This window comes from Mesorhizobium sp. M0195 (assembly GCF_040322115.1).
Lineage (GTDB): Bacteria > Pseudomonadota > Alphaproteobacteria > Rhizobiales > Rhizobiaceae > Mesorhizobium.
In genome coordinates this window covers 1-23,652 of the sequence record NZ_JAMYSV010000033.1, presented here as the reverse complement: position 1 = coordinate 23,652, position 23,652 = coordinate 1, and the positions used below count along the sequence as shown (strand labels likewise).

The 23,652-nt window shown below is 55.9% G+C and carries 21 protein-coding genes and 1 pseudogene; 10 read left to right on the top strand and 12 right to left on the bottom strand.

What is annotated here, in order from left to right:
- The 8 genes from NKJ12_RS29940 (at position 1) to NKJ12_RS29905 (ending at position 9,390) form a co-directional block, all read left to right on the top strand.
- Positions 1-1,146 (top strand): acyl-CoA dehydrogenase family protein, encoded by a 1,146-nt coding sequence (locus tag NKJ12_RS29940; protein ID WP_352707086.1) that lies wholly within the window; start codon positions 1-3, stop codon positions 1,144-1,146.
- The gene (locus NKJ12_RS29935; RefSeq protein WP_352707083.1) at positions 1,143-2,366 is read left to right on the top strand and encodes a CaiB/BaiF CoA transferase family protein; all 1,224 of its coding nucleotides are present in this window, start codon (positions 1,143-1,145) and stop codon (positions 2,364-2,366) included. The genes NKJ12_RS29940 and NKJ12_RS29935 overlap by 4 nt, the downstream gene beginning before the upstream one ends.
- Before the next feature lie 183 nt (positions 2,367-2,549).
- Positions 2,550-4,070: a MocR-like pyridoxine biosynthesis transcription factor PdxR gene (gene pdxR / locus NKJ12_RS29930; protein WP_352707081.1), complete on the top strand. Its 1,521-nt coding sequence runs from the start codon at positions 2,550-2,552 to the stop codon at positions 4,068-4,070.
- Positions 4,071-4,178: 108 nt separating this feature from the next.
- Entirely contained in the window at positions 4,179-4,997 is an 819-nt protein-coding gene (locus tag NKJ12_RS29925; RefSeq protein WP_352707078.1) for an SDR family NAD(P)-dependent oxidoreductase, read from the top strand.
- Positions 4,998-5,326: 329 nt separating this feature from the next.
- The gene (locus NKJ12_RS29920; RefSeq protein WP_352707077.1) at positions 5,327-6,580 is read left to right on the top strand and encodes an ABC transporter substrate-binding protein; all 1,254 of its coding nucleotides are present in this window, start codon (positions 5,327-5,329) and stop codon (positions 6,578-6,580) included.
- Between the two features lie 279 nt (positions 6,581-6,859).
- Positions 6,860-7,192: an aminotransferase class IV gene (locus NKJ12_RS29915; protein WP_352707074.1), complete on the top strand. Its 333-nt coding sequence runs from the start codon at positions 6,860-6,862 to the stop codon at positions 7,190-7,192.
- Positions 7,149-7,727, top strand: coding sequence for an aminotransferase class IV (locus tag NKJ12_RS29910; RefSeq protein WP_352707072.1), 579 nt, complete (start codon positions 7,149-7,151; stop codon positions 7,725-7,727). The genes NKJ12_RS29915 and NKJ12_RS29910 overlap by 44 nt, the downstream gene beginning before the upstream one ends.
- A gap of 199 nt (positions 7,728-7,926) precedes the next feature.
- Positions 7,927-9,390 (top strand): amidase, encoded by a 1,464-nt coding sequence (locus NKJ12_RS29905; protein ID WP_352707069.1) that lies wholly within the window; start codon positions 7,927-7,929, stop codon positions 9,388-9,390.
- A 208-nt stretch (positions 9,391-9,598) separates the two neighbouring features.
- Here the strand turns inward: NKJ12_RS29905 and NKJ12_RS29900 are convergent, their stop codons facing one another.
- From NKJ12_RS29900 to NKJ12_RS29890, 3 genes are all read right to left on the bottom strand, one after another.
- The gene (locus NKJ12_RS29900) at positions 9,599-11,674 is read right to left on the bottom strand and encodes an extracellular solute-binding protein (protein WP_502898888.1); all 2,076 of its coding nucleotides are present in this window, start codon (positions 11,672-11,674) and stop codon (positions 9,599-9,601) included.
- Between the two features lie 216 nt (positions 11,675-11,890).
- Positions 11,891-12,835: an aminotransferase class IV gene (locus NKJ12_RS29895; protein WP_352707067.1), complete on the bottom strand. Its 945-nt coding sequence runs from the start codon at positions 12,833-12,835 to the stop codon at positions 11,891-11,893.
- Between the two features lie 145 nt (positions 12,836-12,980).
- On the bottom strand, positions 12,981-14,231 hold the full coding sequence (locus NKJ12_RS29890) for an ABC transporter substrate-binding protein (protein WP_352707064.1): 1,251 nt from the start codon (positions 14,229-14,231) through the stop codon (positions 12,981-12,983).
- Between the two features lie 383 nt (positions 14,232-14,614).
- Between NKJ12_RS29890 and NKJ12_RS29885 the strand changes: the two genes are divergently transcribed.
- The gene (locus tag NKJ12_RS29885; RefSeq protein WP_352707061.1) at positions 14,615-14,749 is read left to right on the top strand and encodes a hypothetical protein; all 135 of its coding nucleotides are present in this window, start codon (positions 14,615-14,617) and stop codon (positions 14,747-14,749) included.
- A 462-nt stretch (positions 14,750-15,211) separates the two neighbouring features.
- On the opposite strand, the gene NKJ12_RS29880 is transcribed toward NKJ12_RS29885, so the two are convergent.
- From NKJ12_RS29880 to NKJ12_RS29845, 8 genes are all read right to left on the bottom strand, one after another.
- Positions 15,212-15,916, bottom strand: a complete 705-nt coding sequence (locus NKJ12_RS29880) for an IS6 family transposase (RefSeq protein WP_352707059.1) — start codon at positions 15,914-15,916, stop codon at positions 15,212-15,214.
- A 67-nt stretch (positions 15,917-15,983) separates the two neighbouring features.
- Positions 15,984-16,736, bottom strand: a complete 753-nt coding sequence (locus tag NKJ12_RS29875) for a 3-deoxy-manno-octulosonate cytidylyltransferase (protein ID WP_352707056.1) — start codon at positions 16,734-16,736, stop codon at positions 15,984-15,986.
- 79 nt (positions 16,737-16,815) lie between these two features.
- Positions 16,816-17,625 carry an IclR family transcriptional regulator gene (locus NKJ12_RS29870; RefSeq protein WP_352707054.1) on the bottom strand — a complete coding sequence of 270 codons (810 nt, stop codon included), beginning with the start codon at positions 17,623-17,625 and terminating at the stop codon, positions 16,816-16,818.
- Positions 17,612-17,722, bottom strand: a complete 111-nt coding sequence (locus tag NKJ12_RS29865; protein ID WP_352707052.1) for a hypothetical protein — start codon at positions 17,720-17,722, stop codon at positions 17,612-17,614. Before NKJ12_RS29865 ends, NKJ12_RS29870 begins: the two co-directional genes overlap by 14 nt.
- 107 nt (positions 17,723-17,829) lie before the next feature.
- A complete protein-coding gene (locus tag NKJ12_RS29860) occupies positions 17,830-18,171 on the bottom strand; it encodes a D-alanine--D-alanine ligase family protein (protein ID WP_352707050.1) in 342 nt (113 codons plus the stop codon).
- Positions 18,172-18,875: 704 nt separating this feature from the next.
- Positions 18,876-19,757 (bottom strand): TniQ family protein, encoded by an 882-nt coding sequence (locus tag NKJ12_RS29855; RefSeq protein WP_352707048.1) that lies wholly within the window; start codon positions 19,755-19,757, stop codon positions 18,876-18,878.
- Positions 19,754-20,635: a TniB family NTP-binding protein gene (locus tag NKJ12_RS29850; RefSeq protein WP_352707045.1), complete on the bottom strand. Its 882-nt coding sequence runs from the start codon at positions 20,633-20,635 to the stop codon at positions 19,754-19,756. Before NKJ12_RS29850 ends, NKJ12_RS29855 begins: the two co-directional genes overlap by 4 nt.
- Positions 20,636-20,641: 6 nt before the next feature.
- Positions 20,642-22,243 (bottom strand): TnsB C-terminal domain-containing protein, encoded by a 1,602-nt coding sequence (locus NKJ12_RS29845; RefSeq protein ID WP_352707042.1) that lies wholly within the window; start codon positions 22,241-22,243, stop codon positions 20,642-20,644.
- A gap of 165 nt (positions 22,244-22,408) precedes the next feature.
- Here NKJ12_RS29845 and NKJ12_RS29840 point away from each other — a divergent pair.
- Positions 22,409-22,606, top strand: a pseudogene (locus tag NKJ12_RS29840) (DDE-type integrase/transposase/recombinase); the annotation flags it as partial.
- A 155-nt stretch (positions 22,607-22,761) separates the two neighbouring features.
- Here NKJ12_RS29840 and NKJ12_RS29835 read toward each other — a convergent pair.
- Positions 22,762-23,394, bottom strand: coding sequence for a 4'-phosphopantetheinyl transferase family protein (locus tag NKJ12_RS29835; protein ID WP_352707040.1), 633 nt, complete (start codon positions 23,392-23,394; stop codon positions 22,762-22,764).
- Positions 23,395-23,652: the final 258 nt, after the last annotated feature.

The window sequence follows — 23,652 nt, the reverse complement described above, 5'->3', positions numbered from 1 at the left end:
ATGCTAGTCACTTTAAGTCCGGAACAAGAGGCAATCCGAGATATGGCACGACGGCTGGCCACTGAGGAGATCGCACCCAAAGCACGCAAAATAGACGAGACCTCGACCTTCGATCGCGCTCTTCACAAACGACTGGGTGAACTCGGCTTGCTCGGTATGACAGCGCCGGCAGCATACGGAGGTAGCGATGCAGATACCGTGACCTGGTGCATGGTCGTCGAGGAGATCGCTAAGGCGTCCTCGGCGGTGGCAAACGGTGTCACCCTTACAGAATCGATGGTGCATTACCTGGTCGCTATGGGCACTGAAGAGCAAAAGCAGAAGTATCTCCCGCGCCTTGCGAGCGGCGAATCCCTCTGCAGCTTTTGCCTGACGGAACCGAACGCCGGTTCCGATGCCGCCTCACTCTCCACAGCTGCGACAATCGATGGTGATGACGTAATCCTCAATGGTCAGAAGATGTGGATCTCGGGCGCCCTCGTTGCTGACTTTTTCATTGTGGTGGCGACGGTCGATAAGTCTCAACGTTCCAAAGGCGTTCGCACCTATCTTGTCGAACGGGGAACCCCCGGCCTCTCGTTCGGGGACAAGCTCGATCTGATGGGGATCAGGGGCTTCGCCACAGCGCCGGTGTTCTTCGACAATTGCAGGATCCATAGTAGCCAGCAACTAGGAGGAGACGAGGGTTTCCGAGCGGTAATGCATGGGCTTGACGGTGCCGGCCGTCTTGGCGCCGCGGCGATGGCGGTGGGCGTCGCGCAGGCCGCCATGGATGTGGCACTGAAATACTCGCTCGAACGTGAACAGTTCCGCCAACCTGTGTTCGACTTCCAATCCGTGCAGTTCATGATTGCGGACATGGCAATTGAGATTGAAGCCGCTCGCCTTCTTATGCACAAGGCCGCGGCTCTCAGGGATGCAGACCAGCCTTTCACCTTTGCGACATCACTCGCGAAAACTTTCGCGGGCGATATGTGCATGCGCAATGTCACAAATGCCATGCAGGTTTTTGGCGGTTATTGCTACTCGAAGGAGTATCCGATCGAGCGGTTCTTCCGCGATGCGAAGATACATCAGATCTGGGATGGAACCAACCAAGTGCAACGAATGATCATTGCACGTCACCTTAAGAAGGAGGCTGCATGATGCCTAAGACTTCGCTCGAAGGAATCCGTGTTGCTGCTTTTACACATTTTGCCGCCGGCCCCATCGCTGCTCAATATATGGGTTCGCTAGGGGCCGATGTGATCAAAGTCGAGAGTCCGGCGCAGGATGTTAACCGGTACGCACTACGCGACCCCGACGGTCATCTGCAAGGCATCAGCCCCTATTTTGTGGTTACCAACCGAAATCAGCGCAACGTTTGCCTGAACCTCAAAACAGAGGATGGCCTGGCGGCTGCGAAAGCGCTAATCGCATCAAGCGATGTGGTGATTGAAAACTATCGTCCTGGCGTTATGGAGAAGCTCGGTCTGGGGTATGAAGCAGTCAAGAAGATCAACCCGCGCATTATTTATGCTTCAATCTCGGCATACGACCCGGAGGGCTCAGCGCGCGACCGCCCTGGACAGGATCTCTTGATTCAGGCGCTCAGTGGGATAGCATCCCTGACGGGTCGTGGTGACGGCCCGCCTATTCCCGTGGGTGCGTACATTATCGACGGCTTCACCGCGATGCAGGTTCTGGTGGGTATTCTGGCCGCTTTGCGCCACCGTGACGCGACTGGCGAAGGTCAGGCCATACGTGCCGACATGATGTCATCATCCATGTTTTTGATGTCACAGGAAGCGTCCTACATCCTCAACGTAAACCCTGACCCGATTAGAAGCAGTGCCGGTATTGCGCATGTCAACCAGTCGGCTCCTTATGGTGTATATCAGGTGAAAGACGGGGCGATTGTGCTGTCAACGTTCGGTGGCGTGCCTATGGTCAAAAACCTTGTGGCTGCATTAAAGATCGATGATTTGACCGAAGAGGATATTACGGAACAGAAGATCCGGTTCAATAGGGATGAGATTGCGAGCAAAATTGCTGCGCGCCTTGCACCTATGACGAAGGCAGAAGCGATGGCGATTATCGAGCCCACTGGGACATGGACCGCACCCGTTCGAACCCTTGCTGAGGCGCTCGCAGACCCAGCGGTGGTTGAAACCGGCATCATCCAGGATGTTAGGACGCCCTATGGCGGCGAATATAAGATTGTAGCAGAACCTCTTAGAATGGAAAAGACTCCCTTGGTTTCGCGTCGCCCAGCAGCGGCATTAGGCGAGCACACCAGGGAGGTGCTGGCTGAACTCGGTCTTGCCTCCGGCGAAGCGCAAAGTTGCGCTGTAGGGAAGCTTCAACCGACCCCGGCACGACTGTGATCCGGGGTCGATTACTAGCTCACGGTTTCAAATAGTCTGATGATTGGAGAACTAGCCGATTCAAGATTCTGTAGCTGGCAACATATAGCACGTGACTTCAGCCGTTGCAGGTTTTCTGGCGAGGAGTAAATTGGATCCAGAGTAGTGCCGAAATGGGCCGTCAGATGGAGGGCCGCTTTTGCCATGTCTATTGAGTTAAAGCGCGCACCGCGGGGATCTCTCGCCGAGCTTATCGGATTGATGATCGATCGATCTTCGGATGTTCCTATTTTCCGGCAGATATATTTGGGACTAAGAGAGGCGATCATCGGCGGTCGTTTGAAGGCAGAGTCCAGGCTCATGTCCACACGTGCTCTCGCAGATGAACTCAACGTTTCCCGCAATTCGGTTACACAAGCCTATGAGCAACTGACGGCGGAAGGGTACATCTACGGGCGGTCAGGCTCGGGAACTTTCGTAGCCGACGTATCCATGGACTTGTTGCAACCAACGACAGGCCGCAGTGTAGAGCATACCCCTACTCCACCAGATGATCTATCTGAGTTAGGCAAAATTGCCGAGCGCTGGTGGCCGTCACTTCCTCTCGGAGGGCGTCAGCCTTTCAACCCCGGTGTCTGCTCACTCGATGCAAATAGCCTTCAGAGCCTGCGCAGGCTAGGTCAACGTCACCTGCTAACCTTGGGCGAGAGCCACGCTTCCTACTCCCATCCTCAAGGGCTGCCCCAACTGCGCGAACAGATAGCAATCTATTTGCGAGCGGCGCGGGCGGTAAGATGCGATGCGGACAACATCATCGTAGTAAGCGGCGCTCAACAGGCAGTCGACCTGGCGCTCAGGGTTTTGGTCGACAAGGGTGATCACGTCTGGCTTGAAGACCCTTGCTATTCCACGACGCGTGCGGCGGTCGAGAGTGTCGGAGGTCGCATCTTTCCCGTCCCAGTCGATAGTGACGGTATAGACGTCGGTTTCGGCGTAGCTAACTGCAGGACTGCTCGTTTGTCTTTCGTGACGCCATCCCACCAGTATCCTCTTGGCGTCACCCTTTCGCTACAGCGCAGGCTAGAGCTTCTAAGATGGGCGCGCGAAAATAATGCTTGGGTTATCGAGGACGACTTCGATAGTGAGATCCGCTATGAAGGCCGGCCGCTAGCTTCTCTGCAGGGCCTAGATGAAGCATCGAGAGTGATCTACATCGGGACTTTCTCGAAGATGCTTATGCCCGGGCTGCGCGTGGGATTTGCTGTTGTGCCAAAACGTTTGATGCCCGCGATTCTTGCTGCCCGTTTTCTAGCGGACCGGCAACCTCCAATGTTCCAGCAATTAGTTATGGCGGACTTTCTAGCTGAGGGTCATCTTTCTAGCCACCTTTCGCGAATGCGTCGAATTTATCGCCAAGCCCGCGATCAAGTTATCGAGATCTTTCATCAGCATTTGAACGAGCACATAGAGATAGTTCCAACGCTCCAAGGCACTCAGCTGTTCGCGCATTTGCGAGATGAGCATATCGACGACGTAGAATTTTGCCGTCGAGCAGCGAGTTCAGGCGTCACCCTCAAACCGGTTAGTCCAATGTGTATCCAACGCAAAGACATACGTGGCCTCTTACTTGCGTTCGCCGGGTTTAGCGAGACCGAAATTACCCTTGGCATCTCACGTCTCGCGCGGCTCTTCCTCTCTACAGAGAGAATTTCCTCTTCTGCGTAGATGTTTACATATTAACCCGAATTGGCCTTCTGCAATCGCACCAAGCGGCCCTGTCTCGGACTTTTGTCAAGCGTACATTAAGCAATCCAAATTTTAAAGGATTGCAACATGATCGCCGACGATAGACGCAGCTCAACTCCGCCACTAGGCGGTTTTTATGGAAAGCAATTTGATCTGACAGGGCGCACCGCCGTTGTCACGGGAGGCGGACGAAATATTGGCTTTGCATGTGCACAAGCACTCGCTGAGGCAGGTGCAAAAGTTGTCATCACTGGACGCTCGGACAGCGACACAGCCGATCGCGGAAGGGATGAACTTGCGCGTCTCGGATATGAGGTAAGTGTCGTCAAATTCGATGTGACCGACGTGAACGAAGTTGTCAGCGCCGCGGAACATGTCGCTGATCAGTTTGGTGGCGCGGACATCCTCGTCTGTAACTCGGGCGCCGGGCTTGGGCGATTTCCGGCCGAAGACCTAGAGGATGAAGCTTGGACCCAAACTCTTGATCTCAACTTGAATAGCGTCTTCAGATGCTGCCGCGTATTTGGCAGGCAAATGCTCGCAAAGAAGAAAGGTGCGATCATCAACGTAGGTTCTATTTCTGGCGAAATCGTCAACCGGCCGCAGTTTCAAACGGACTACAACGTCGCAAAAGCTGGTGTTCATCATCTCACCAAGTGCTTGGCGGCTGAATGGGCCGAACGTGGCGTGCGTGTCAATGCAGTTGCTCCGACCTACATCGACAAGCCGGGCAGATGGGGCAAAGATGATGACGCGATCTTTTCCACGTGGATGAATTCCACGCCGATGCACAGGCAAGGCCAGCCACATGAGATTGGCTCAATCGTTCTGTTTCTGGCCTCGGATGCATCGAGCCTGATGACAGGTGCGATCGTCATGGCCGACGGTGGTTACACACTATGGTGAGAAGTTGAGAGCGGATTCCGGCTCGCTGGTCAAAGGAAAGCGTGCGTGCACCTCTTTGTGGTTTAGACGTATCGGACGGGCTAGTATCAGGCTTTGCGCGCTCCGCGCATCTCGGAACTGAGCTGCCCTGGAACAAATGCGCCTAAGCCGCAATAAGCTACATAATTCAGCAATGTCGGCATTACGAGCAAGTGGCTCCATTCAGCGTTGCAAAGCGGCTCTTCAGTGAGCGCAAGCTAATGCCGATGATATCCTCGCTCTGTGGAGCCTCCGGCAAGTCCGGCGCGGTTCACTCCGAGCAACGCTTCATCTAGGGAGAGAGAGAAAGCATGCGTATAATATCAACAATGGGGATCGTATTAGGAATGGCTTTGGGGGCGACGACGGTCGTTCACGCTGAAGAGATCACATGGCCCGGCTATATGTGGCAGGATCCGGAAGACGTTCCCTTTTATGGAGCCTTTGCGGACGATTTCGAGAAAGCTAATCCAGATATCCAGATCAAGCGCGTCCCCGTACCTTATAGCGGATTTTTTGATAAGCAGCTCATCGACCTTGCTTCAGGAAACCCAGCCGATATCATCACAATGTTCGATGGGGAACTGGGAACTTACATCGAGAATGGATTTCTCGAGCCGCTCAATCCCTATCTCGATAAGGCGGGCATTTCGCTTAAAGACTTCGGTCCCAGCGCTCGTCTTGCGGTCAAAGACGGCAAGATCTATGGCGTAAACATCATCGTCAATCCGGTTGTATTGCTCTACCATTCAAAGCTTCTGGAGGAAGCGGGCCTGCAGCCGCCGAAGAACATTGCCGAGTTTTACGACGCGCTCAAGAAGCTGAACCATCCGGAAAAGCACCAGTTTGCTACCAATATCTTTGCAAAGCCTGGCGCGGCAAATCTGCAATACAACAGCGTAATGGCCTATGTCCGAGGATTCGGAGGAGACTTTTTTGAAAAAGGTCAGCCGACTGCCACCAAGCCTGAAACCATCGAGGCGCTACGGTTTTACAAAAAAATCTATGATGAAAACTTGACGCCAAAAGGGATGGACATCAACGGCGCTGCACAGATGTTTTATCATGGTAAGATCGCTATGGAGCCCGCATCCTCTTTTGCAGGTAAGCTTGTCGCGCAGATAAGCCCTGATCTGGGACCTCAACTGCGTGCTATGCCTTTGCCGTTTCCTGGGCATGCGACCAGAGCGCTGAATGTTTTCGTGGGGGTCGCGAAAGATTCTAAGCACAAGGATGCTGCAGGTAAAATGGTGGCCTTCATCGCAACCCTTGAGGAGCAGCAGAAGATCCTAGACCTCATTGGTCAGCCACCGGCACGCCTCGATGTGGACTACACGGCAACTCTCGCCAAGTATCCTTGGTTCCAAGCTTACATCGACGCGACGCGTGATCCGAATACGAAGTCAATCGCTCCCGAAGGTGCGGAGTCTTTCGCATCCGAAGTGCAAAAGGTTGTTGGCACAAACGTTGAAGCGATGCTCTTTTCTGGCGTCTCACCCGAGGATGCGGCCTCGAAGATGCAAAAGGAACTCCTGGCTTTGGTTGCGTCCAAGAAGAAGAACTAGCTGGGCAAAGAAATATAATCGCTGCAGGTTCCTGCGGCAGCATTTGGATCGACGCCGTTTTGTGCGGCGTCGGACCTCTGCCTTTTCACCGCTCGAGCCACAAGCCTTCCGAATGGGAAGTGCGGCGATCTACTGAGGGTGTAGGTAAGCCGGACCGTTGTTCCCTCCAAGTTTCGGGAGAGGTGAAACATTGTCGGCTTTGAACCTACGACCTAGTGGCACGCAACACTCGGACACCAGGAGGCTCGCTGATTGAGCCTCTAACTGCGCTCTTTAGGAATGGATATCATGCCCGAAGTCTATCTAAACGGGAACTATTTACGCGATACTGAGGCTCTGGTTTCGGTCTTTGATCGAGGCTTTCTTTTCGCTGATGGAGTTTATGAGGTTACTCTCGTCCTGGACGGGAAACTCGTCGATTTTGCGGGCCACATGCGCCGTTTGCGCCGGTCACTTGCCCAACTCGGCATGTCATTCGCGTCGAATGATGACGAGCTACTCGGAATACATCGTGAGCTGGTCCGGCAGAACGATATCCGTGAGGGCTTGGTTTACCTGCAGGTAACCCGTGGGGGGGATCGGCGAGCGCGACTTTCTCTTCCCCCCCGCTGAGACGCCGAATACAGTTGTGCTCTTCACCCAAAAGAAGCACGTCATTGATACTCCGCTTGTGAAGCGCGGCCAGAACGTTATCACGCTGGAAGACATGCGATGGCGGCGCTGCGATATCAAGACCGTGCAGCTCGTATATCCTTGCATGGCGAAGATGGAAGCAAGATCGCGCGGCGCGGATGATGCCTGGCTTGTCAGGGACGGCTTCGTTACTGAAGGCTCGACGAACAATGCACATATCATCACACCAGCAGGGAAAATCGTGACGAGAGATCTCTCGACGGATATCCTACACGGTATCACCCGGCAAACCGTACTGCAATGCGCGCAAGATCTTCAACTGACGGTCGAGGAGCGCCCGTTCACGATCGAGGAAGCCGAGAACGCAGCAGAGGCCTACTCTACCTGTGCATCCGGTCTGGTCAGCCCAGTCGTGAGTATCAACGAGCGCCTGATCGGGTCGGGGAGACCAGGCCCGATTACGGCATCGCTGCGGCAGATTTATATAGAGAAATGCCGGGCATCGGCATTCTAGCACGCGATCCTTTCTTGGGTGCGGCACCACGCATTCTTCACTCTTCCGAACCTCGCAGTTGGAGATCTGGGGCTTGACGAAGCGGACATGCTGGCTGGTCTTCATCGCAAATAGAACAGCCCTCTGACACCTGTAAAGCGCTCTGGGAGGCTGACCAGAAGCCATACCTACAATGAAACAACAGGAGAATCCTTGAATTATGAGCCACGAAAATAAATTCTCAAGCGAGCTTGCTAAGCTGGACGGTGTTGCCCAGGCCGAACTTGTTCGCAAAGGCGAACTTTCGGCCCGCGAACTGGTCCAAGCGGCAATCGACCGCATCGAAGCCGGTGACGGCGTAGTCAACGCCGTCGTGCACCGGCGATTTGAGCAAGCGTTGGAGGAGGCAAAAGGTTTCAAGCCGTCTTCGACTGCACCATTTGCGGGCGTGCCATTTCTGTTAAAAGATTCCGGGTTGGTGCAGGCAGGTGTTCCGCAGACCCAAGGAAATGTCGCACTGAAACGAATTAACTACGGGCCCAAAAAGGACTCCCCGCTCGGGTCTCGCTTCAAAGAGGCCGGGTTCGTCACCCTGGGTGTAACCAACATGCCGGAGTTTGGGCAGCTTTGCGATACTCAACCACTCGCGTTCGGCCCGACGCGCAATCCGTGGTGCCTCGACCGCTCAGTCGGCGGCTCTTCAGGGGGGGCGGCGGCTGCAGTTGCGGCTGGTTTTGTCCCAATTGCGCACGCAAGCGATGGTGGAGGTTCGATCCGGCAACCCGCAGCATGGTGCGGGGTCTTTGGCCTTAAGCCATCGCGGGGGCGGATGCCCAAGCTTGTGGGCTCGATTGACGACGTTTTCAGCAGCCCCTTTGTGATTTCGCGCAGTGTCCGCGATAGCGCAGTGGTGCTCGATGCGGTCAATGGAGCGCTCCCAGGCGACCTCTTTTCGCTGCCACGGCCCAATGCACCGCACTTCGCTGACTTGGCTGCGCCGCGGCGTGCGCTACGCATCGGCCTGCTAGCGCAAGCTCCCGGCGGATTAAAAGTCGATCCCGAATGTGTTCGCGCTGTCGAAGAGACAGGAAAGCTACTGGAGGCTGCCGGTCACCACGTGGAATTCACGCACCCTCAGGCGATTCTTGAGGCGAAGCCAGAATGGGTCGACCGTATCCGTTTTGGGGAGTGCTTCGTGGCCGCCATCTCAAACCTGGAGAAACTCCTTGGCCGCCCGGTAGAGGAGAGCGACGTTGAACCACGCACATGGGCGGAATATCATAACAATCGGGGTATTTCCTCGCAGGATATGCGTTCGGCCTGGGATTGGCATATCGCTCGATCAGCAAGGATGCTTCAATGGTGGGACCAAGGCTTCGATCTCCTGGTAACGCCGGTTGTAAATGAGCTACAGTATCGCCTCAAAGACGTTGTTGAGAGCTCTTTTGAACAACAGTCAGCTATCGATCTTCAGGAATCGGTGTTTCTTGAACCCTTCAACGCGTCTGGGCAGCCGGCGATGGTCTTCCCTGTCCGGTGGACGAACGAACATCTTCCAGTTGCCGTTCAGGTCGCTGCCGCTCGAGGCGAGGATCGATTGTTGCTACAAATCGCCGCGCAGATGGAGGAAGCGATCGGATGGCCCGCCCGGCTTGCCAACTTGAGGCTTTCGGATCGCGGCTAGATTACTTGCGCTAGTTTGGCCAGGAGGTCGGGCATCGACATAGCCCGATCTTCGGCGGTACGTTTGCGTTGATGAGATTAAACTAAGCCCCTAACGCCACCAGCCGCCATCCACGGCAAAAGACGATCACTCTGTCAGTCAGTCGGTTGTGAACTCGGCCGGAGACACCGTCATGCGATTTGATGAACCGGGCATGACGGTTAGACCATTAGACAACAGTCGAGGCCTGGTCGGGTGGCGGGAGGGTGCTGGGAGAGCGGCATAGCTGCCGACCGAGTTTAACCCCTCTGCGTAATGTTCTCAAACCCGCGTAAGATGGCGTTCGGATCGTGCTGGCCGGCATCCAGTCCGAGGGATACAACGACCGCCTGCGCACCAAATTGCTCAACCTTTGACAGCGCAGTCTCGAGTGCCAGCAGCCATGCCGCATTACCAGTTCCTCGCGGCAATGGAAGGTTGATGTTGCACCCTTTACTGACCCCTCCCCTACTTCGTCAGCAAATCCTGCATAGAACGGAGGTGCGACCGAAGGGTCGACGTGAATAGAGCAAAACAGCACATCGGATCGACTATAAAAAATATGCTGCGAACCATTGCCATGATTGACGTCGATGTCCACTAGCGCGACCTTCTCAAAGCGAGTCGTGAGCAGTTGTGCTGCGATCGAGGCATTGTTAAGAAAACAGCTGCCGGACATAAGATCTGGATAGACGTGGTGCCCCGGAGGGCGGCAAAGTGCATACACGCTACTTGCGCCTTCAATTAGGCGGCGCGCCCCGTGGACGGCCACTTGTGCACTCGCGTTAACGGCCGTCCATGTGTCGGCTGCTACAGGACAGCCTGTTGAGTTGCAATACCACCCCAACTCCCCACGCAGGTCAGTCGGCTTACGGCGCATGCGGTGTGTGGGATGTGAATCAGGCACTGCATATTCGCCGCAGTCCGGAGTTGCCCTCCAACGTTGGTAGAGAGTCCTCAAGAATTCGACGTACTCAGGGTCGTGCACGGCAAGAATTGGATCGGCCGATCCCATCGGTGCGATCTCCTCGGTGTGGCCGTCATCACGCGCGGCCCTTAAAAGGATAGGGTCCGGCCCAAAGGTTTCCGCTCCATCTGGAGCGAATGATATCATTTGCGGAGCGTTCGCCGCATCTCTGAAAGCTTTGAACCAAGGATTTGCCGCGACAAAGTTTGAGTAGTCGATGCTACGCAGGCCTGGCGGAGAACCTTGGATCTTGAGTACTTCGCTTTGCCACCGCTGGCTCGTGGCCGCCAAAAGGACGCGCGCTGCCGCATCCTTATGCTCGGCCGTCTTGCCAATTCCCAAGAATACCGAGAGCGCAAAGGTTCTGTTGCCTGGAAATGGCAGCGCCGTAGCGCCTAGCTCGGCCATCCGCTCGGCACTCGCTTTCCGAACGAGTCCACTCATGAAGGGACCGCTAGCATACATCGCTATTTTGCCCTCCGCAAAGAGCTGGCGGTAAGCATTGATATCCAAGCCTCTGGGGATCAAATCTTCGTCATAGATTTGCTTGTAAAACTTCAGCGCTTCCACCGTTTCCGGCTTGGTTGCTGTTGGCGCCCCCTTCTCGAAGAAGGCTCCGCCAAATCCAGCGATGATTGGCATAATTTCACTAAATAAATTGTTTGGGTCTCCCGGTTTGGCATATGTCGCGAAACCCCACTGCTGCGTCTCCCTTTTTCGGAGCTTTCGCAGAGCTGCATAGAACTCCGCCAGGTTCTTTGGTACCCCTAGCCCTTCGTTTCGAAAAAGACCGCCGTGATAAAACATTGCCCGCGGATTAACGAGAAACAGCAGACCATAAATATTGCCGTCTTTGACTGCGGCTTGGGCACCGGGTTGGAAATCGTCAAGTGTGACGCCGGCTTTCTCGAGATAAGAATTGAGCGGCTCAACGAAGTCATGTTCGACATATGATTTTATCTCAGTGTCGAACATCGTCACGATGTCAGGTGAGTTACTGGCCGATAGCTCAACAAATTGCTTATCCCAGAAATTTCCGTACGGCACTGGGATATCGCGGATTTTGACGTCAGGATTACTCTTCTCAAACCCTTCCTTGAATGGCCTCCAGAACAAAATATCCTGTGGATTAGACCACTCATAGCCTGGGAAAGTTACCTCGGTGACGGGTTCGGCGGCATCGGCCCCGGTGCAACCAGCTACGCGCGCAGCAGCTAGGGCGCCCACCAAAACCTGCTGTCGTGACAGATTTAATTTTGTCGTCGCCAATAGAGTCGGCGATATGCCGTCGGTCAGCAAATTACTGTTACTTACTCCCCATCTTTCCCTCCCTTACATGATTTCGGCATTTGTTCCTGCCCTCATTATGTCAAATTCGCTTCACGATGAGGAAGGAGCCAATTAAGTAAGATGCAATTGTCAGCGAGGTCTTCCGGTGGGCAAGCCCACCGGAATTCAGTTTGGTATCCAGGCAGAATGCCCTTTGGAGAGCCGGCCATCGAATAACCGCTGATCTTATTCAGCGGCAGTTCCTGCTGCCTGTGGCTGGACATCGACTCGTGCAGTGAGCCAATCTCTGTATTTTGAGATATGTCCGCGCGCCACATTTTCGTAAGCGTCCCAAAGGCGCAGAGTGACGGGACCTGGTGCCGCTCGCTTAAGCTTGATGCCGTCGATGCTTGTGACTGGACGAACCTCTTGGAAACTATTGCAGAGGAACGCTTCCTCGGCGATTGCAGTTTCAGTTCGGTCAACCTCTCTTACCTCGACAGGGATGCCGAGTTCGTCAGCAGCAATCTTAAGGAATGTATCGCGAGTGATGCTATCGAGGATACCTGCCGAAACGGGCGGTGTGACGAGGGCCCCGCGGCGGATCATCATGAAGCAGGAATTCGTAGATTCCGACACCATTCCAGCGGAGTTCAGCAGGAGCGCTTCATCATAACCATGACGCTTCGCGTCCATGAGCGCAAAACGGCCGTTATGATAGTTCGGGCCGGCCTTGATGCGCGGTGGCATCGACGCGTCATCGATGCGCCGCCAACTGCTGAAACCTAAATTTACTGTTCGGTCCGATAGCGTCCCAGGCTCGCGTGGTGTTGCGGTGCAAACCAGTGCGAGGGGACCGCTTACGTCGTAGAGGCCTTCACCGGTGACAATGATGGATATGCGAATATGGGCGTCTCCTGCAATGTCGTTGGCTTTGAGAGTTTGCCAGATTGCATCTTCGAAATCCCCATCAGAGTACTGTTGAGGGAGCCTCATCAGATCAACAGACTCGTGTAGCCTATCGAGGTGCTCGCGAAGTCTGAAGAGGTATTGCTGGTCGCCGTAGTAGCAGCAAATTCCCTCGAAGACGTTAGCTCCATATTTGGCGCCGGTCGATGCTACGTGAATTGTGGCGCTTTCCCATGAAACGATCTTTCCGTCCATGAAGATTTTGGTTTTGTTGGTACTCATGGCTTCTCCTACTAAAGTATTGGGCGGGATAAAAAGGACACGCGTGTCCGCTCGCGGCCGCACTTGGCCGTGAGAGAACCCTTTACGCGCCGGCCGCGCCGGCATTCACACTATTCAGATCGCGGCCAACGCTTTGGGGCTTCGGTTACTTCTTGTGGGACGCCGCCAATGCTTCCAATTCTTTCTGCATTTTCTCGGCCGCATCTTCAGGCGTGACGTTGTTGAAAAGCATGCCCTCAACGTTGCCACCGATGATTTTGATAACCTCAGGAGCATAGGACTCGGCTCCGTCGGGAGCATAGGACACGGTGTTTGGATCTTTCGCAGCGTCGATGAACGCCTGGAACCAAGGATGTTCTGCGAGATAAACACTATAATCCACATCGCGCCGACCTGGAGGTTGGCCGGCAATTTCGAGAAGCTTATTTTGCCAATCGCGGCTCACCATGGCGGTTAGAACCTTTGCTGCCGCATCCTTGTTCTTGGCGGACTTGCCGATTCCCATAAATACGCTCAGCGCAAACGTCCGTTTTCCGGGGAAAGGCAATGCCTCGGCAGCAAGTTCTTTTCCCCGTTCCGCATTCGCTTTTTCCACCAGCGCGCCCATGTACGGCCCGCCGGCATACATGGCGATTTTGCCTTGGACAAAGAGCTGCCGATAGCCATTCACATCCATGCCTTTGGGTATCAGGCTTTGATCGTAAAGCTTCTTATAAAAACGTAGGGCCTCGATGGTTTCCGGTTTGGTTGCCGTGGGCTGGCCCTTCTCGAAAAACGAACCGCCAAAGCCAAACACAATTGGCGCAGTTTCCAGGTAGAGGGTATTCGGATCGCCAGCTTTTGCCCAAGTTGCGAAACCGAATTGACCGTCGCCCTGGTCGCGCAACTTTTCGACAGCGGCAGTAAAATCGGATAGATTGGTCGGTGGTTTGAGACCGGCCTTTTTGAGCATCCCTCCGTGATAGAACAATGTCCGTGGGTTGATGATCAAGTTAATGCCATAGATCTTGCCGTCTTTGACCGCTGCGCGGGCGCCAGGATAGAAGTCGTCGAGCGAAATGCCCGCCTTCTCGAGGTACGGGTTGAGTGGTTCGAGAAGATCGTTGTCGATATATGACCGCACTTCTGTATCGAACATCGTCACGATATCTGCTGAGTTCCCAGACGAGAGATCGAGAAACTGTTTGTCCCAGAAGCTGCCGAACGGCGTAGGTATTTCCTGGATTTTGATGTCTGGATTGGCTTCCTCAAAGCCCTTTTCGAACGCTTTATAAAAAGGTGAGTCTTCCGGGTCTTGCCAGACATAGCTAGGCCAAGTGACATCCGCAGCACGGGCGACAGTTGCCGCGCCTAATGCCATCGCAAGAACGATCCCCATTGTTGATATTGTACGCATGTTATCTCCCCAAGCTCTTCCAAGAGCTTCTTATAGGTTTCACAAAGCGGATCCATTCAGAGCCAACAACGGCGGTTATACAAGGTCCACTTCGGCAGGTCGAACGGAGCCAATCTGCCACGCTAATGGCGTGCTCAGGCAAGCGCGTCTTCATGACCCCTGCCTGGAGACAAATGCGGGTCAAATACAAGCCTTTCGCCCTTTCGTGAGTGCTGTTTTCTTCGCCTTTTCAAGATCACTCCAATCTTTGGAGACCGCTAATTTCTCTTGGGTCGAATACAACTTGTTAGGCCCGCGTAGTCCATGAGCGTCGCTTTGATCGGAGGGAAAGCGATGGCGGTGGAATGGACGATCACGATCGAGGGCAGGAACGAGTGCGGTGATTGCCGAAAGGCGGTTCGTATCGACAAAGCTGGGAACGTCTGTTTGGCGGCGACCTCGGCCTGTCGATCGAGGACGGCAAGACCATTATGACGGCGCTCCAGAGCGCGGTCGTGAACCACGAGGCGGAGACGTAGTCCCTCTTTCGTCGGGTCTGCCCGGATTGCCACAGGTTTTGGCCGGTCAAGGACTACACGACGCGACGAATCCGGACTGTCTTTGGCATCGTGGAGGTGCGCAATCCTCGCTGGATGCTGTGTCGGGATTGTTACCCGGGCATGGTCGTTGCCCTCTGCGCCGCTGACGGGCGTGCCGCCGATGACCGTTCAGGACTTCGTCACGTTGCACCGGGCCGCCTTCAATACGCTGGACGCGGCGGCGTAAGCCGCTCCGGCGTCACCCGACAGAACATCGGAATCACTGGGTCGGAAGCACCGGCTCCAGCCAAGACGCTGGTGGCGGCGCGATGAACGCGCGGCCCGACCAATCTTTCCAGGAGAAGCAAGTTGAACATCGACCTATCAGGTAAAGTCGACCTCGTTACGGGGGGGTTATCAACTTAACGGCGCCGAGCCGAGTTTGGGCTGCGGCTTCGGTTGTCAGGCAGGCATTCCGGTGACGATCATCCATTCCGCGATAGCGTTGAGGCGGTGAAGACGAATACCGAGAGCGGAGCGTTTGGAGCTTGGCGGAACGAACAGGTTGCGGATGGCGGAGAAGATGGAGACGAACCGTTGCAACGATCCCGGCGATCGGAAGCCCTGCATCATTCGTTCCCGTTTTCGCAGCGGCACATGTGAATTCTCGGCGCGGTTGTTCAAGCCTTTGTGGGATCGATGCTCGACATCCGGCATGACTTGGCGCTTTGCTGCACCGTAAGAACGCAGCCTGTCGGTGATCATGCGCTTCGGAGCAACGCCCTGCTTCTTCAGCAGCCTTGTCAGCAAGCGCTTGGCGGCTTTGGTGTTGCGTCGGCTCTGGACAATCTCATCGAGCACATAGCCGTCCTGATCGACCGCGCGCCACAGCCAGTGCTTTTTGCCGGCGATGGCGACGACGACTTCGTCCAGATACCAGACGTCATTCGGTGACGGCCGTTTCCGGTGCAGGCGGCGAGCGTAGTCAGCTCCGAACTTTGTCGCCCATTTGCGGACCGTCTCGTAGGAAACGACGATGCCGCGCTCCAGCAGCATCTCTTCCACCATCCGCAAGCTGAGCGGAAACCGGAAGTACAGCCACACCGCATGGGCGACGACCTGAGGCGGGAAACGGTGGCGCTTGTAGCGGACGACGGACAGGTTCATCCCGCTGCCCCTACGCTGACAATCGCTGAAAGAAAGTTAAGTTGATAACCCCTCATGGAGGTATTATTCATGATATCGCTCCTGCACTGGGGGCCAGCAGACGGCGCGCCTCGTCCAAGTCTTCCGGCGTATCGACTCCAAGAGGGTGCGTATCAACGACGGCAACTCCAATGATCAGGCCCAATACCAGCGCCCTCAATTGCTCTAGCTTCTCGAGCCGTTCGAGTTGAGACGGTTGGGCCGCGACGAACTTGTCGAGTGCGTTCCGTCGATAGACGTAAAGCCCAATATGATGGAGAAGGTTCCTGGCGCCGTAGGGAATGGGCCATCGGCTGAAATAGATCGCACGACCAATCGACGAATTCTCGGCCGCCGGCTCCATTGCAACCTTGACTACGGCTGTCCGCTCGGCCTCCGCTGGATCGGATATCGGCGTGGCGAGTGTGACGATATCGATCTGGGGATCGTCAAGGACAGAGATAGCCTTGCGTAGCAGCGAAGGCGAGATCGTCGGCATATCGCCCTGCAGGTTGACGATCACGTCATAGTTGCCATCGAGATCGAAACTCGATAAGGCCGCGTGTGACCTGTCCGACCCTGATGCGAGATTGGGATCGGTCAGGACGACATTGCCACCGGCTAGTGCCAACGCGTTGGCGATCTCGGGATCCCCCGCCGCAACCAAGACGGGCCCCACATCCGCCTCTAAGCCTCTACGCAGCACATGACGGATCATGGGCTCTCCGTGAATATCGGCGAGCGGCTTTCCTGGAAGCCGGCTTGAATTCATGCGCGCAGGGATAACGACGATCGGCTTCATAACAATACCACCCATTGCCCGTTGATACTGGCGCTAGCGGGAGCACCAACGATCGACCACCTGTTTTGCAGCTGGCTTTTCATTCTGCCGCCTCGTCATTGGGCCTGTCGGGGCGAGCAACCGAGCGCAGCGGCCAAAGCAGAGCCAACTCGGCTGCGCCGGCCTTTGCCTGCTCACCCAATTCGGCCAGCCGCTTTTCGTTAAGCCGAAATGCGGGCGCGACGATGGCGAGGACACCGACGGCTTGCCCCGAGGCGGTAGCGATCGTGGCCGCGACCGCCCCGATTGCCTCCTCGGCTTCTTCGAGCGCAATGCCGTAGCCACGCAATGCCGTGCGATCGAACTCCGACATGAACTCGTCGACTGTCTTGATCTGGCGCGGGCCATAATTGCCCGGTTTCCCTAGTCCCGACTCCAGTGCACGCTCGAGCGCTGCCTCGCGTGAAATGGTCGCCAGCCACGCCTTTCCGCTCGCACTGACATGTAAAGGCAGGACTGGCAATGTTCGCGAGCGGCAGATCAGAGTCCCTTGAGCACCCTGGGCATGTGCGATCGTCGTAAGGTTGTCGCTTGCGAGGGCAGCTAGACAAACCAGTTCACGACTCTCACGGGCCACCTTATCCAGAACAGGCTGAAAAACATCGGGCAACGATGCCGCCTGCATGAACCGGTAGCCTATGGCGGGAAGCTTCAGCGAAAGACGATAAAAGTCCTCCTTATCTTGCTCAACCCACCCAAGCCCGACAAGTGTCGTCAGAATGCGATGAGCACCACTTCGCTGCAGCTGAAGCTGGTCCGCGATGTCCGACTGGCGCATGCTCTTCGCTTCGGTGGCCAAGAGTTCCAGGATTGCAAAGCAATCTGCAATAAGAGAGTTAACAACCTTCATGATCGTGGACAGGTTTCGCGGTCGCTGACACCTCGCGGCACTCTTCGTTTCCGAGCAGCGCGACGGTGATTTCTTGCCCGTCGATGTATTCTTCCACGAGCGCGTCCTGCCCATACTGCGAAGCTGTCACTACTACGGCCTGCCTCAAGCGGGCTCATGTACGAGCTGCAATCTGAGACTGATTATCGTCGAGACGCTTCACCATCACTGGGAATCGCAGATCGCGGTAGGCTCAGTGCCGCAATCCATTACGCGAAATTTCGGCGTCGGCACTCCGCGGTCGCGGATTAGCCTCTTTGTGATGACCTTGTCGAGCGCCAGCCCATGCCCGAGCGGGCTCGGTCCGGTGTACGGAATGCCTGCCATCTCAATCATAGCCGGAACGTTTCCTTTATCGCTCTCGCATAGGAGTGTCTCGTGGCCGCCCTCTTGCAGTGCCGTCACGACGTTTTCGACCGGCTCGCGGTCGTCGAACTCCGGACTAGGCTGACCGAACCGTTTGATGACGCCCCTACGATCATAGTTCCACACGATGGTGACCCGCATCAGATACTCCTTGGGTGTTTGCCCGCTGTCGCGTTCATTCACTCGCATTTGATTGCACTAGGGGAACAGCTCGTCCGGGACCCCACGTGCTTCAGCGTTCCCCATGCAATCGGCGCGCCACCGAAGAAGTTGTGCGTGCAAAAAGGGGAAAACATGGGTTCGCGCCGCGCCGGCGGTATGCTTGCGTCTCGGCGTACCCGGTTTCGATGTCTTCAATCAGACACGGCTGAACGCGAGAAATGTGCCTGAGCACGAGAGTTCCATCACCGCTTGACGACACCCCGGTCGAGCACATTTGCGAAGCTTTTGCAGGTCAAGTACTCTTATGGCCGTGGTAAAAGGTGATGGATGAAACTTTCCCGCCCCTGTCGGACGTTGGGGACGAGGTCCCCAACCACATATTCCTGCGGGATTTCCCCACCGTGCCCCACATCCGGTCTCCATGCTGCCCATGATTTCCGCCGAGAGACGGCGCGACGCCGCCTTCGGCGGTGCCCGCGCCTGGGGCGCGCTTGTCGGATGATCTTCGATGAAGAAGTGCAGTGCATCTAAACGAACCGGTTCGACCTTGGTGGTCGCTGCCCCATATTAACGCCGCTATCTCGCCCGCGATCGCCACGGGTGTCGCACTGCACTTAAATGTGAGATTGCGCCCAGCTCGCTCAACCGCTGCACCTAATCATGAGATTCAATGGCCCTGAGTCTCAATTCACCTGCAGCGACTGAGAGTTTCTTGAAACCGATATGCGGGCGTCGATCGCAGCGAACCGCGTATAGTAAGCCCCAAGCGTTTGGCGCTTGAGTCCGGAGACGTACGTCGGACCAGCCTGATAGACGATTGAGACACCAGCGAGCAGCGCCATGCGGAGCCCAATAGGCAAGATCGGTCTTGCAATCGTAGGTCTTGGGAGTCTCTGTTCGGCTACAAGCTCATCGAAACCCGGAACGACGGCGCCAAGGATGGTGCAGCGGCCTATCGATGGGTGATGGCGGACTGGCTTCGGGCATCGTCTGATGAGGAGTAAACGGACGATATCGATTGGCGACACCCAACCGACAGATGCTCCCGTCAGCGACTGATCGATGAGCCGCTCGCCCTGGACGGCATCTACCCAAAGATCCTCGAATGGCAAGGACGTGCTTGCGAGGGCAGATGACCCCTCCCTCGTCTCTTGCTGCCGTTGCCTGCAAACGGGACAGGTTATACGCCAACCCTCGGTCCAGCTTCGCTGTACCGCAGTTGCGGCTCCTCGCGATCTGTTTTGCTCACAGCAGGGGATGCAGCATTGAATGGCGCGTGGCGCGACGAGCTGCGCTGCCGATTTCGGGAACCCGGACGTGGTCATCGCCAAGATTGTCGAAGGTTGGGTTCGAAACAGCCTCGCAATGTCAACGGCGGCGGTTGGCCCCAGGTTTGTATCAGTTTGCCGCAAAGATGTTGCCTCCGGAATGGCATGGCGAAGCATTGTGAGCGGGGCGACGCCGTAGAAATCGGCATGGCGCGTGATCCACGACGACAGGAGCTCATCTGGGACGGGTTTGAGAATGACAGGAAGTGGCCTTGTGCCGCTGAGCTCGCGGATCATGCGTAGGCTGTTTCGGCGCTAACTGGCGGGCGCCAACTTTCCACCGCTTCATCGGTGATGTGCTCTATGCCGCTCTCGATCGACTCGGCTGCCACGCTCGTGATCGCGTGAAAAATATTTGCAGTGATGCCGCCGCTGATCTGCAGAATTCGACGTAGAGATTTCGGCGTCAGCACCGTCGGTCGGCGAAGCGGCATATTCCGCAAAATGGACGAGACTAGTGCTTCGAACTGTTCGTTGGCCGCCCACCTATTCAAGGTCAGCTCGCCGAATCGGCGGGCAAGCTGTACGTCGCCACTTATCGCTTCGCGGGCTTCAATTACGCCGAAGCAAACGAGGGAGATCTGAAGCCGATTGCTGAGAAATCGCAGCGTGTTCAGCACGACCCGCTGCTCGCGGTACGAGCCGGCGAGAATGTTATGTACTTCATCGATCACCAGGACCTGGACGCCAACCGTTTTCAGAAGCCGCAACGCCGCCTGCTCCATCTGCACGATGTCGGCGCGGGGTGCCTGTGGCGCGCCAAGTGCAGCCAGGATCTCGGCATATAGACGGCGCTCACCTGGCTTCCCCGTCATCTCGATTGCCAGAACCGGCATAGCCTGAACGCCGGTCGTCGGATCAAAGCGGGAGGGGTTATTGTCGCAGAATTTTTCCATGATCATCGTCTTGCCCATGCCACTGTCGCCGTAGATGGCGACCGAGGGCATGCGCGTGCCGCGCGGATGGCCGACCAGCAGGTTGAGACGATCGAGTGCCTGCTTGGCGCGCGGATAAAAAATCCATCGGCGAGCCTGAAGCGCGCGAACTCGGACAATATCGGGCTCGCCGAGGAGGTCTTTGGCCGCCTGCGTCAGATGGACGTTATCCGTGCTCAAAGGGGCTCAATCCAAATCTTCGACGGAGGGAACAGGTTTGCTTGAATCGACGCCACGAAGCGAGCCCACTTCATCGTCATCCACATTCGTTTTCGCAAGCCGGCGCCCTTGTGTCTTGTTTTTCGCCTGCTCGATCAGTTCGCGCTGCGAGAGCGCAGTGCGAATAAGGACGTGCATGTCAATTTCGCGTTTGCCCTGAGCGTTAAGTTTGCGTCGGGCAGCCTGCGCCTCCCACAACGTAATGGGCGCGAGTGTCACATCGGCATAGCGAGCCTCAACAAAGCTGCCTGAGGACCGCTTAACAAAGATGCGCGACAGATCGCGGGGATCGTATTTCACAATCAGGCGGGCCTTGGTTCGTCCAATATCGGCGGCCAGGGCGGGCGACCAGTAGCGGATGTTGAAAAGATGGATGCCGGTCGGGCGCAACGTTCTCTCTGCCTCCGGCAGGAAGGAGATCCAGAACTGCATACGATCGTTCGGCAGGCGCAACACCAACTCACTCTCCTGCTGTCGCCAGACCGCAATCGGTGGCCGACGGAGTGCGCCATGGATAGCATGATGGTATTGCCCAACGATCTCGAGTGCGATGTAGCGCTCAAGCTCTCGAAGCGTCAGTGTCGCATGGCGTTTGGCATCATACTGGCGCCGTTCCTCGATGTTGCTTGAGGTCGATCCTGGCAGCAGATGAACCGCGCCCATCTGCGTGCCGATCAACCGTTCGATGTGGCCGCCGAAATGAGGCGTCCCCGGCGGACGCCAATCGATCTTTATGCCGTTGTCCCGGCAAGCACGTTCGAATGCATGACTTCGAAAGTCCGCGCCGTTGTCGACATGTATCGTTCCCGGCAAACCGGCCACTGGCCACGCTTCATGGATACCCCTCTCCTGCAACCATTGGGTTTTGTCGAATACTGAGTGCAGTATGCATAGGCTTGTCGATAATCGCGACGGCGCCTCCATGGTCAGATAGAGGCCCGTCACCATCCGAGAAAAGATGTCCAACGCAAGTGTCAGCCAGGGCCGTCCGAGCGGCAGACGCGTTTCTTCGTCGACAACGAATACGTCAACTTTGGTATGATCGATTTGCACAAGTTCGAGCGGCCGCGACGCCGAAAGGGCACCTGGCGTGGCCGTTGTAGCTTTGACGACCTCGCTCTCGCCGCGCTTACGCCCCCTCACCCGTAGATCGACTTCTTCAACCCGGGATTTGATGGTGCGCCAGTTTGGTGGAGCAAGGCCGGCCGCTGCGCAGGCGATTTGGACCTGGCGAACCAACTGCGCGAAGGACGGGCGTGTCGGCTTGAGATAAAAGCCTTCAATCGTTCGTCGCACGAGAGCTTCTCGATCTTTGTCGAGGGCACGATGTCCCTGGCGCCGACCGCGCTTGCGGTCCATCAGCGAACTTACAGTGCCACCTGCTCGAAACAGCTTGATCATCCTGTAGAGAGTGGCCCGGCTCAGGTCCAGTTCCCACGCCAGATCCGCTACAGCCTGACCGCTCAGGCTTTTTGGATAGCGCTCCACGAGCTTGCGGATTGCCTCTTCGCGCCGGCACGCCTCGTTCCAACGGGTTCGCTCCCCGTAATCATTGGTGTCGTCGCCCATGCTGCCCGCGAACAATTCAAACTAACGTTAGACCGTCAGAATCTCACATTAACTGCAGCGAGCCAAGCGCGAATCTCAAATTAAATGCAAATTCTCAAGTTAAGTACAAGGCTAAGGGCTTGCAATCATTAGGCGAGCAGTCTCACCTTTAAATACAGCGCGACACTCAACAATCGGATCGAACAGGATCACCGGCGCATCAAGCGCCGCCTTCGATCCATGCTCGGCTTCAAGTCTATGGAGAATGCCCAGATCACCCTCTCCGGCATCGAGCTGGTCCACATGATGCGAAAGCGACAGGCGAGGTTCGCCTACAATCCGAGTCCGTCAATTGCCGAGCAATTCGAAATGCTCACCGCCTGATCAATGCTCCCAGGCGACGCTCTTCCCGTCCACATCCCGGAATTGCGACAGAGCCCCTCATGTTCCTTCAAAAATTCCGATGATCTGCTCTTCAGAAAAGCGGCTACGTTTCATGTCCTGGTCCTCTCGATGGGCCAGAACGAACGTCAACCGGATTAGATCAGCGGGGCAAGGTCACCGCACGTCGGCCGTGAATACGCCAACCCGATTACATTGTTGGAAATAAGTAACTCGAGCGAAAACGTGCAATTTGCCTTCGACACGTACCCTAATCGCGCAGAGATATCAATTTCCACGTCCTGGAATTCAAGAACGTCATTGTACAGTGGAAAATACGCCTTATATACGGCCTCCTTCAAAACAAAGAGGTCCCGCCGCTCAAGCAGATGTAGATCGTACATGCGTTGCTCGTTAGGGGTGGCAATCAATTCGATCAAGTTCTCCGGCAGTGGCTCATTAGGCTCAATGTCGATGCCGAGAGTTGCAATCCTCTTCGTCCCTGCAATGGCGGCGGCTGCTACGGTATCGTGGTGCGCCAAAGATCCGACGATGCCGGGTGGCCAGATCGGAACACCAGAGCGCGTCTTTAAGATCGGCAGTTGTGGGAATCCCAGTTGCCCAAGAAGTGTTCGGGCAATTACTCTTGCAGCACCGCTTTGGCGGCGAACTTTGGTAACAGCGCGTCCCAACGAGGTAACTTCGGAAGCGTACAAGGTGGAGTCGTCAGCCGGTTCTATTGGACGGATGCCGACGAGGATGTTCTGTTGATCAATGGTGATAGTCTCCATTCTATCTGGTCCCTTTGAGCTTTTCGAATGAGAAGCTCAGCCAATGCAGCTTGGCCTTGGAGTTGATCGACTCGGTCGTCGATCAGCAGCGGCGGCAGACCACATATGCTTCCCATCTTTGGATCACCGAGCCAGAACTCTCCGACATTTGGGGATTGTCGCGATCCGAGACTGAACCTCGTCTGGGTGCCAGAACCTTCGGTGCAGTTCGCTAGGGATCTTTTTCAAGAACCCCGGTTAAAGGCGTAGAAATGGCTC

Coding starts and splice junctions, on each gene's coding strand:
- NKJ12_RS29920 (WP_352707077.1), top strand. CDS start 5,327: ATGCGTATAATATCAACAATGGGGATCGTATTAGGAATGGCTTTGGGG.
- NKJ12_RS29935 (WP_352707083.1), top strand. CDS start 1,143: ATGATGCCTAAGACTTCGCTCGAAGGAATCCGTGTTGCTGCTTTTACA.
- NKJ12_RS29905 (WP_352707069.1), top strand. CDS start 7,927: ATGAGCCACGAAAATAAATTCTCAAGCGAGCTTGCTAAGCTGGACGGT.
- NKJ12_RS29890 (WP_352707064.1), bottom strand. CDS start 14,231: ATGCGTACAATATCAACAATGGGGATCGTTCTTGCGATGGCATTAGGC.
- NKJ12_RS29845 (WP_352707042.1), bottom strand. CDS start 22,243: ATGGGCGACGACACCAATGATTACGGGGAGCGAACCCGTTGGAACGAG.
- NKJ12_RS29915 (WP_352707074.1), top strand. CDS start 6,860: ATGGATATCATGCCCGAAGTCTATCTAAACGGGAACTATTTACGCGAT.
- pdxR (WP_352707081.1), top strand. CDS start 2,550: ATGTCTATTGAGTTAAAGCGCGCACCGCGGGGATCTCTCGCCGAGCTT.
- NKJ12_RS29860 (WP_352707050.1), bottom strand. CDS start 18,171: ATGCGGGTCACCATCGTGTGGAACTATGATCGTAGGGGCGTCATCAAA.
- NKJ12_RS29870 (WP_352707054.1), bottom strand. CDS start 17,625: ATGAAGGTTGTTAACTCTCTTATTGCAGATTGCTTTGCAATCCTGGAA.
- NKJ12_RS29855 (WP_352707048.1), bottom strand. CDS start 19,757: ATGATCCGCGAGCTCAGCGGCACAAGGCCACTTCCTGTCATTCTCAAA.
- NKJ12_RS29895 (WP_352707067.1), bottom strand. CDS start 12,835: ATGAGTACCAACAAAACCAAAATCTTCATGGACGGAAAGATCGTTTCA.
- NKJ12_RS29925 (WP_352707078.1), top strand. CDS start 4,179: ATGATCGCCGACGATAGACGCAGCTCAACTCCGCCACTAGGCGGTTTT.
- NKJ12_RS29940 (WP_352707086.1), top strand. CDS start 1: ATGCTAGTCACTTTAAGTCCGGAACAAGAGGCAATCCGAGATATGGCA.
- NKJ12_RS29835 (WP_352707040.1), bottom strand. CDS start 23,394: ATGGAGACTATCACCATTGATCAACAGAACATCCTCGTCGGCATCCGT.
- NKJ12_RS29875 (WP_352707056.1), bottom strand. CDS start 16,736: ATGAAGCCGATCGTCGTTATCCCTGCGCGCATGAATTCAAGCCGGCTT.
- NKJ12_RS29880 (WP_352707059.1), bottom strand. CDS start 15,916: ATGAACCTGTCCGTCGTCCGCTACAAGCGCCACCGTTTCCCGCCTCAG.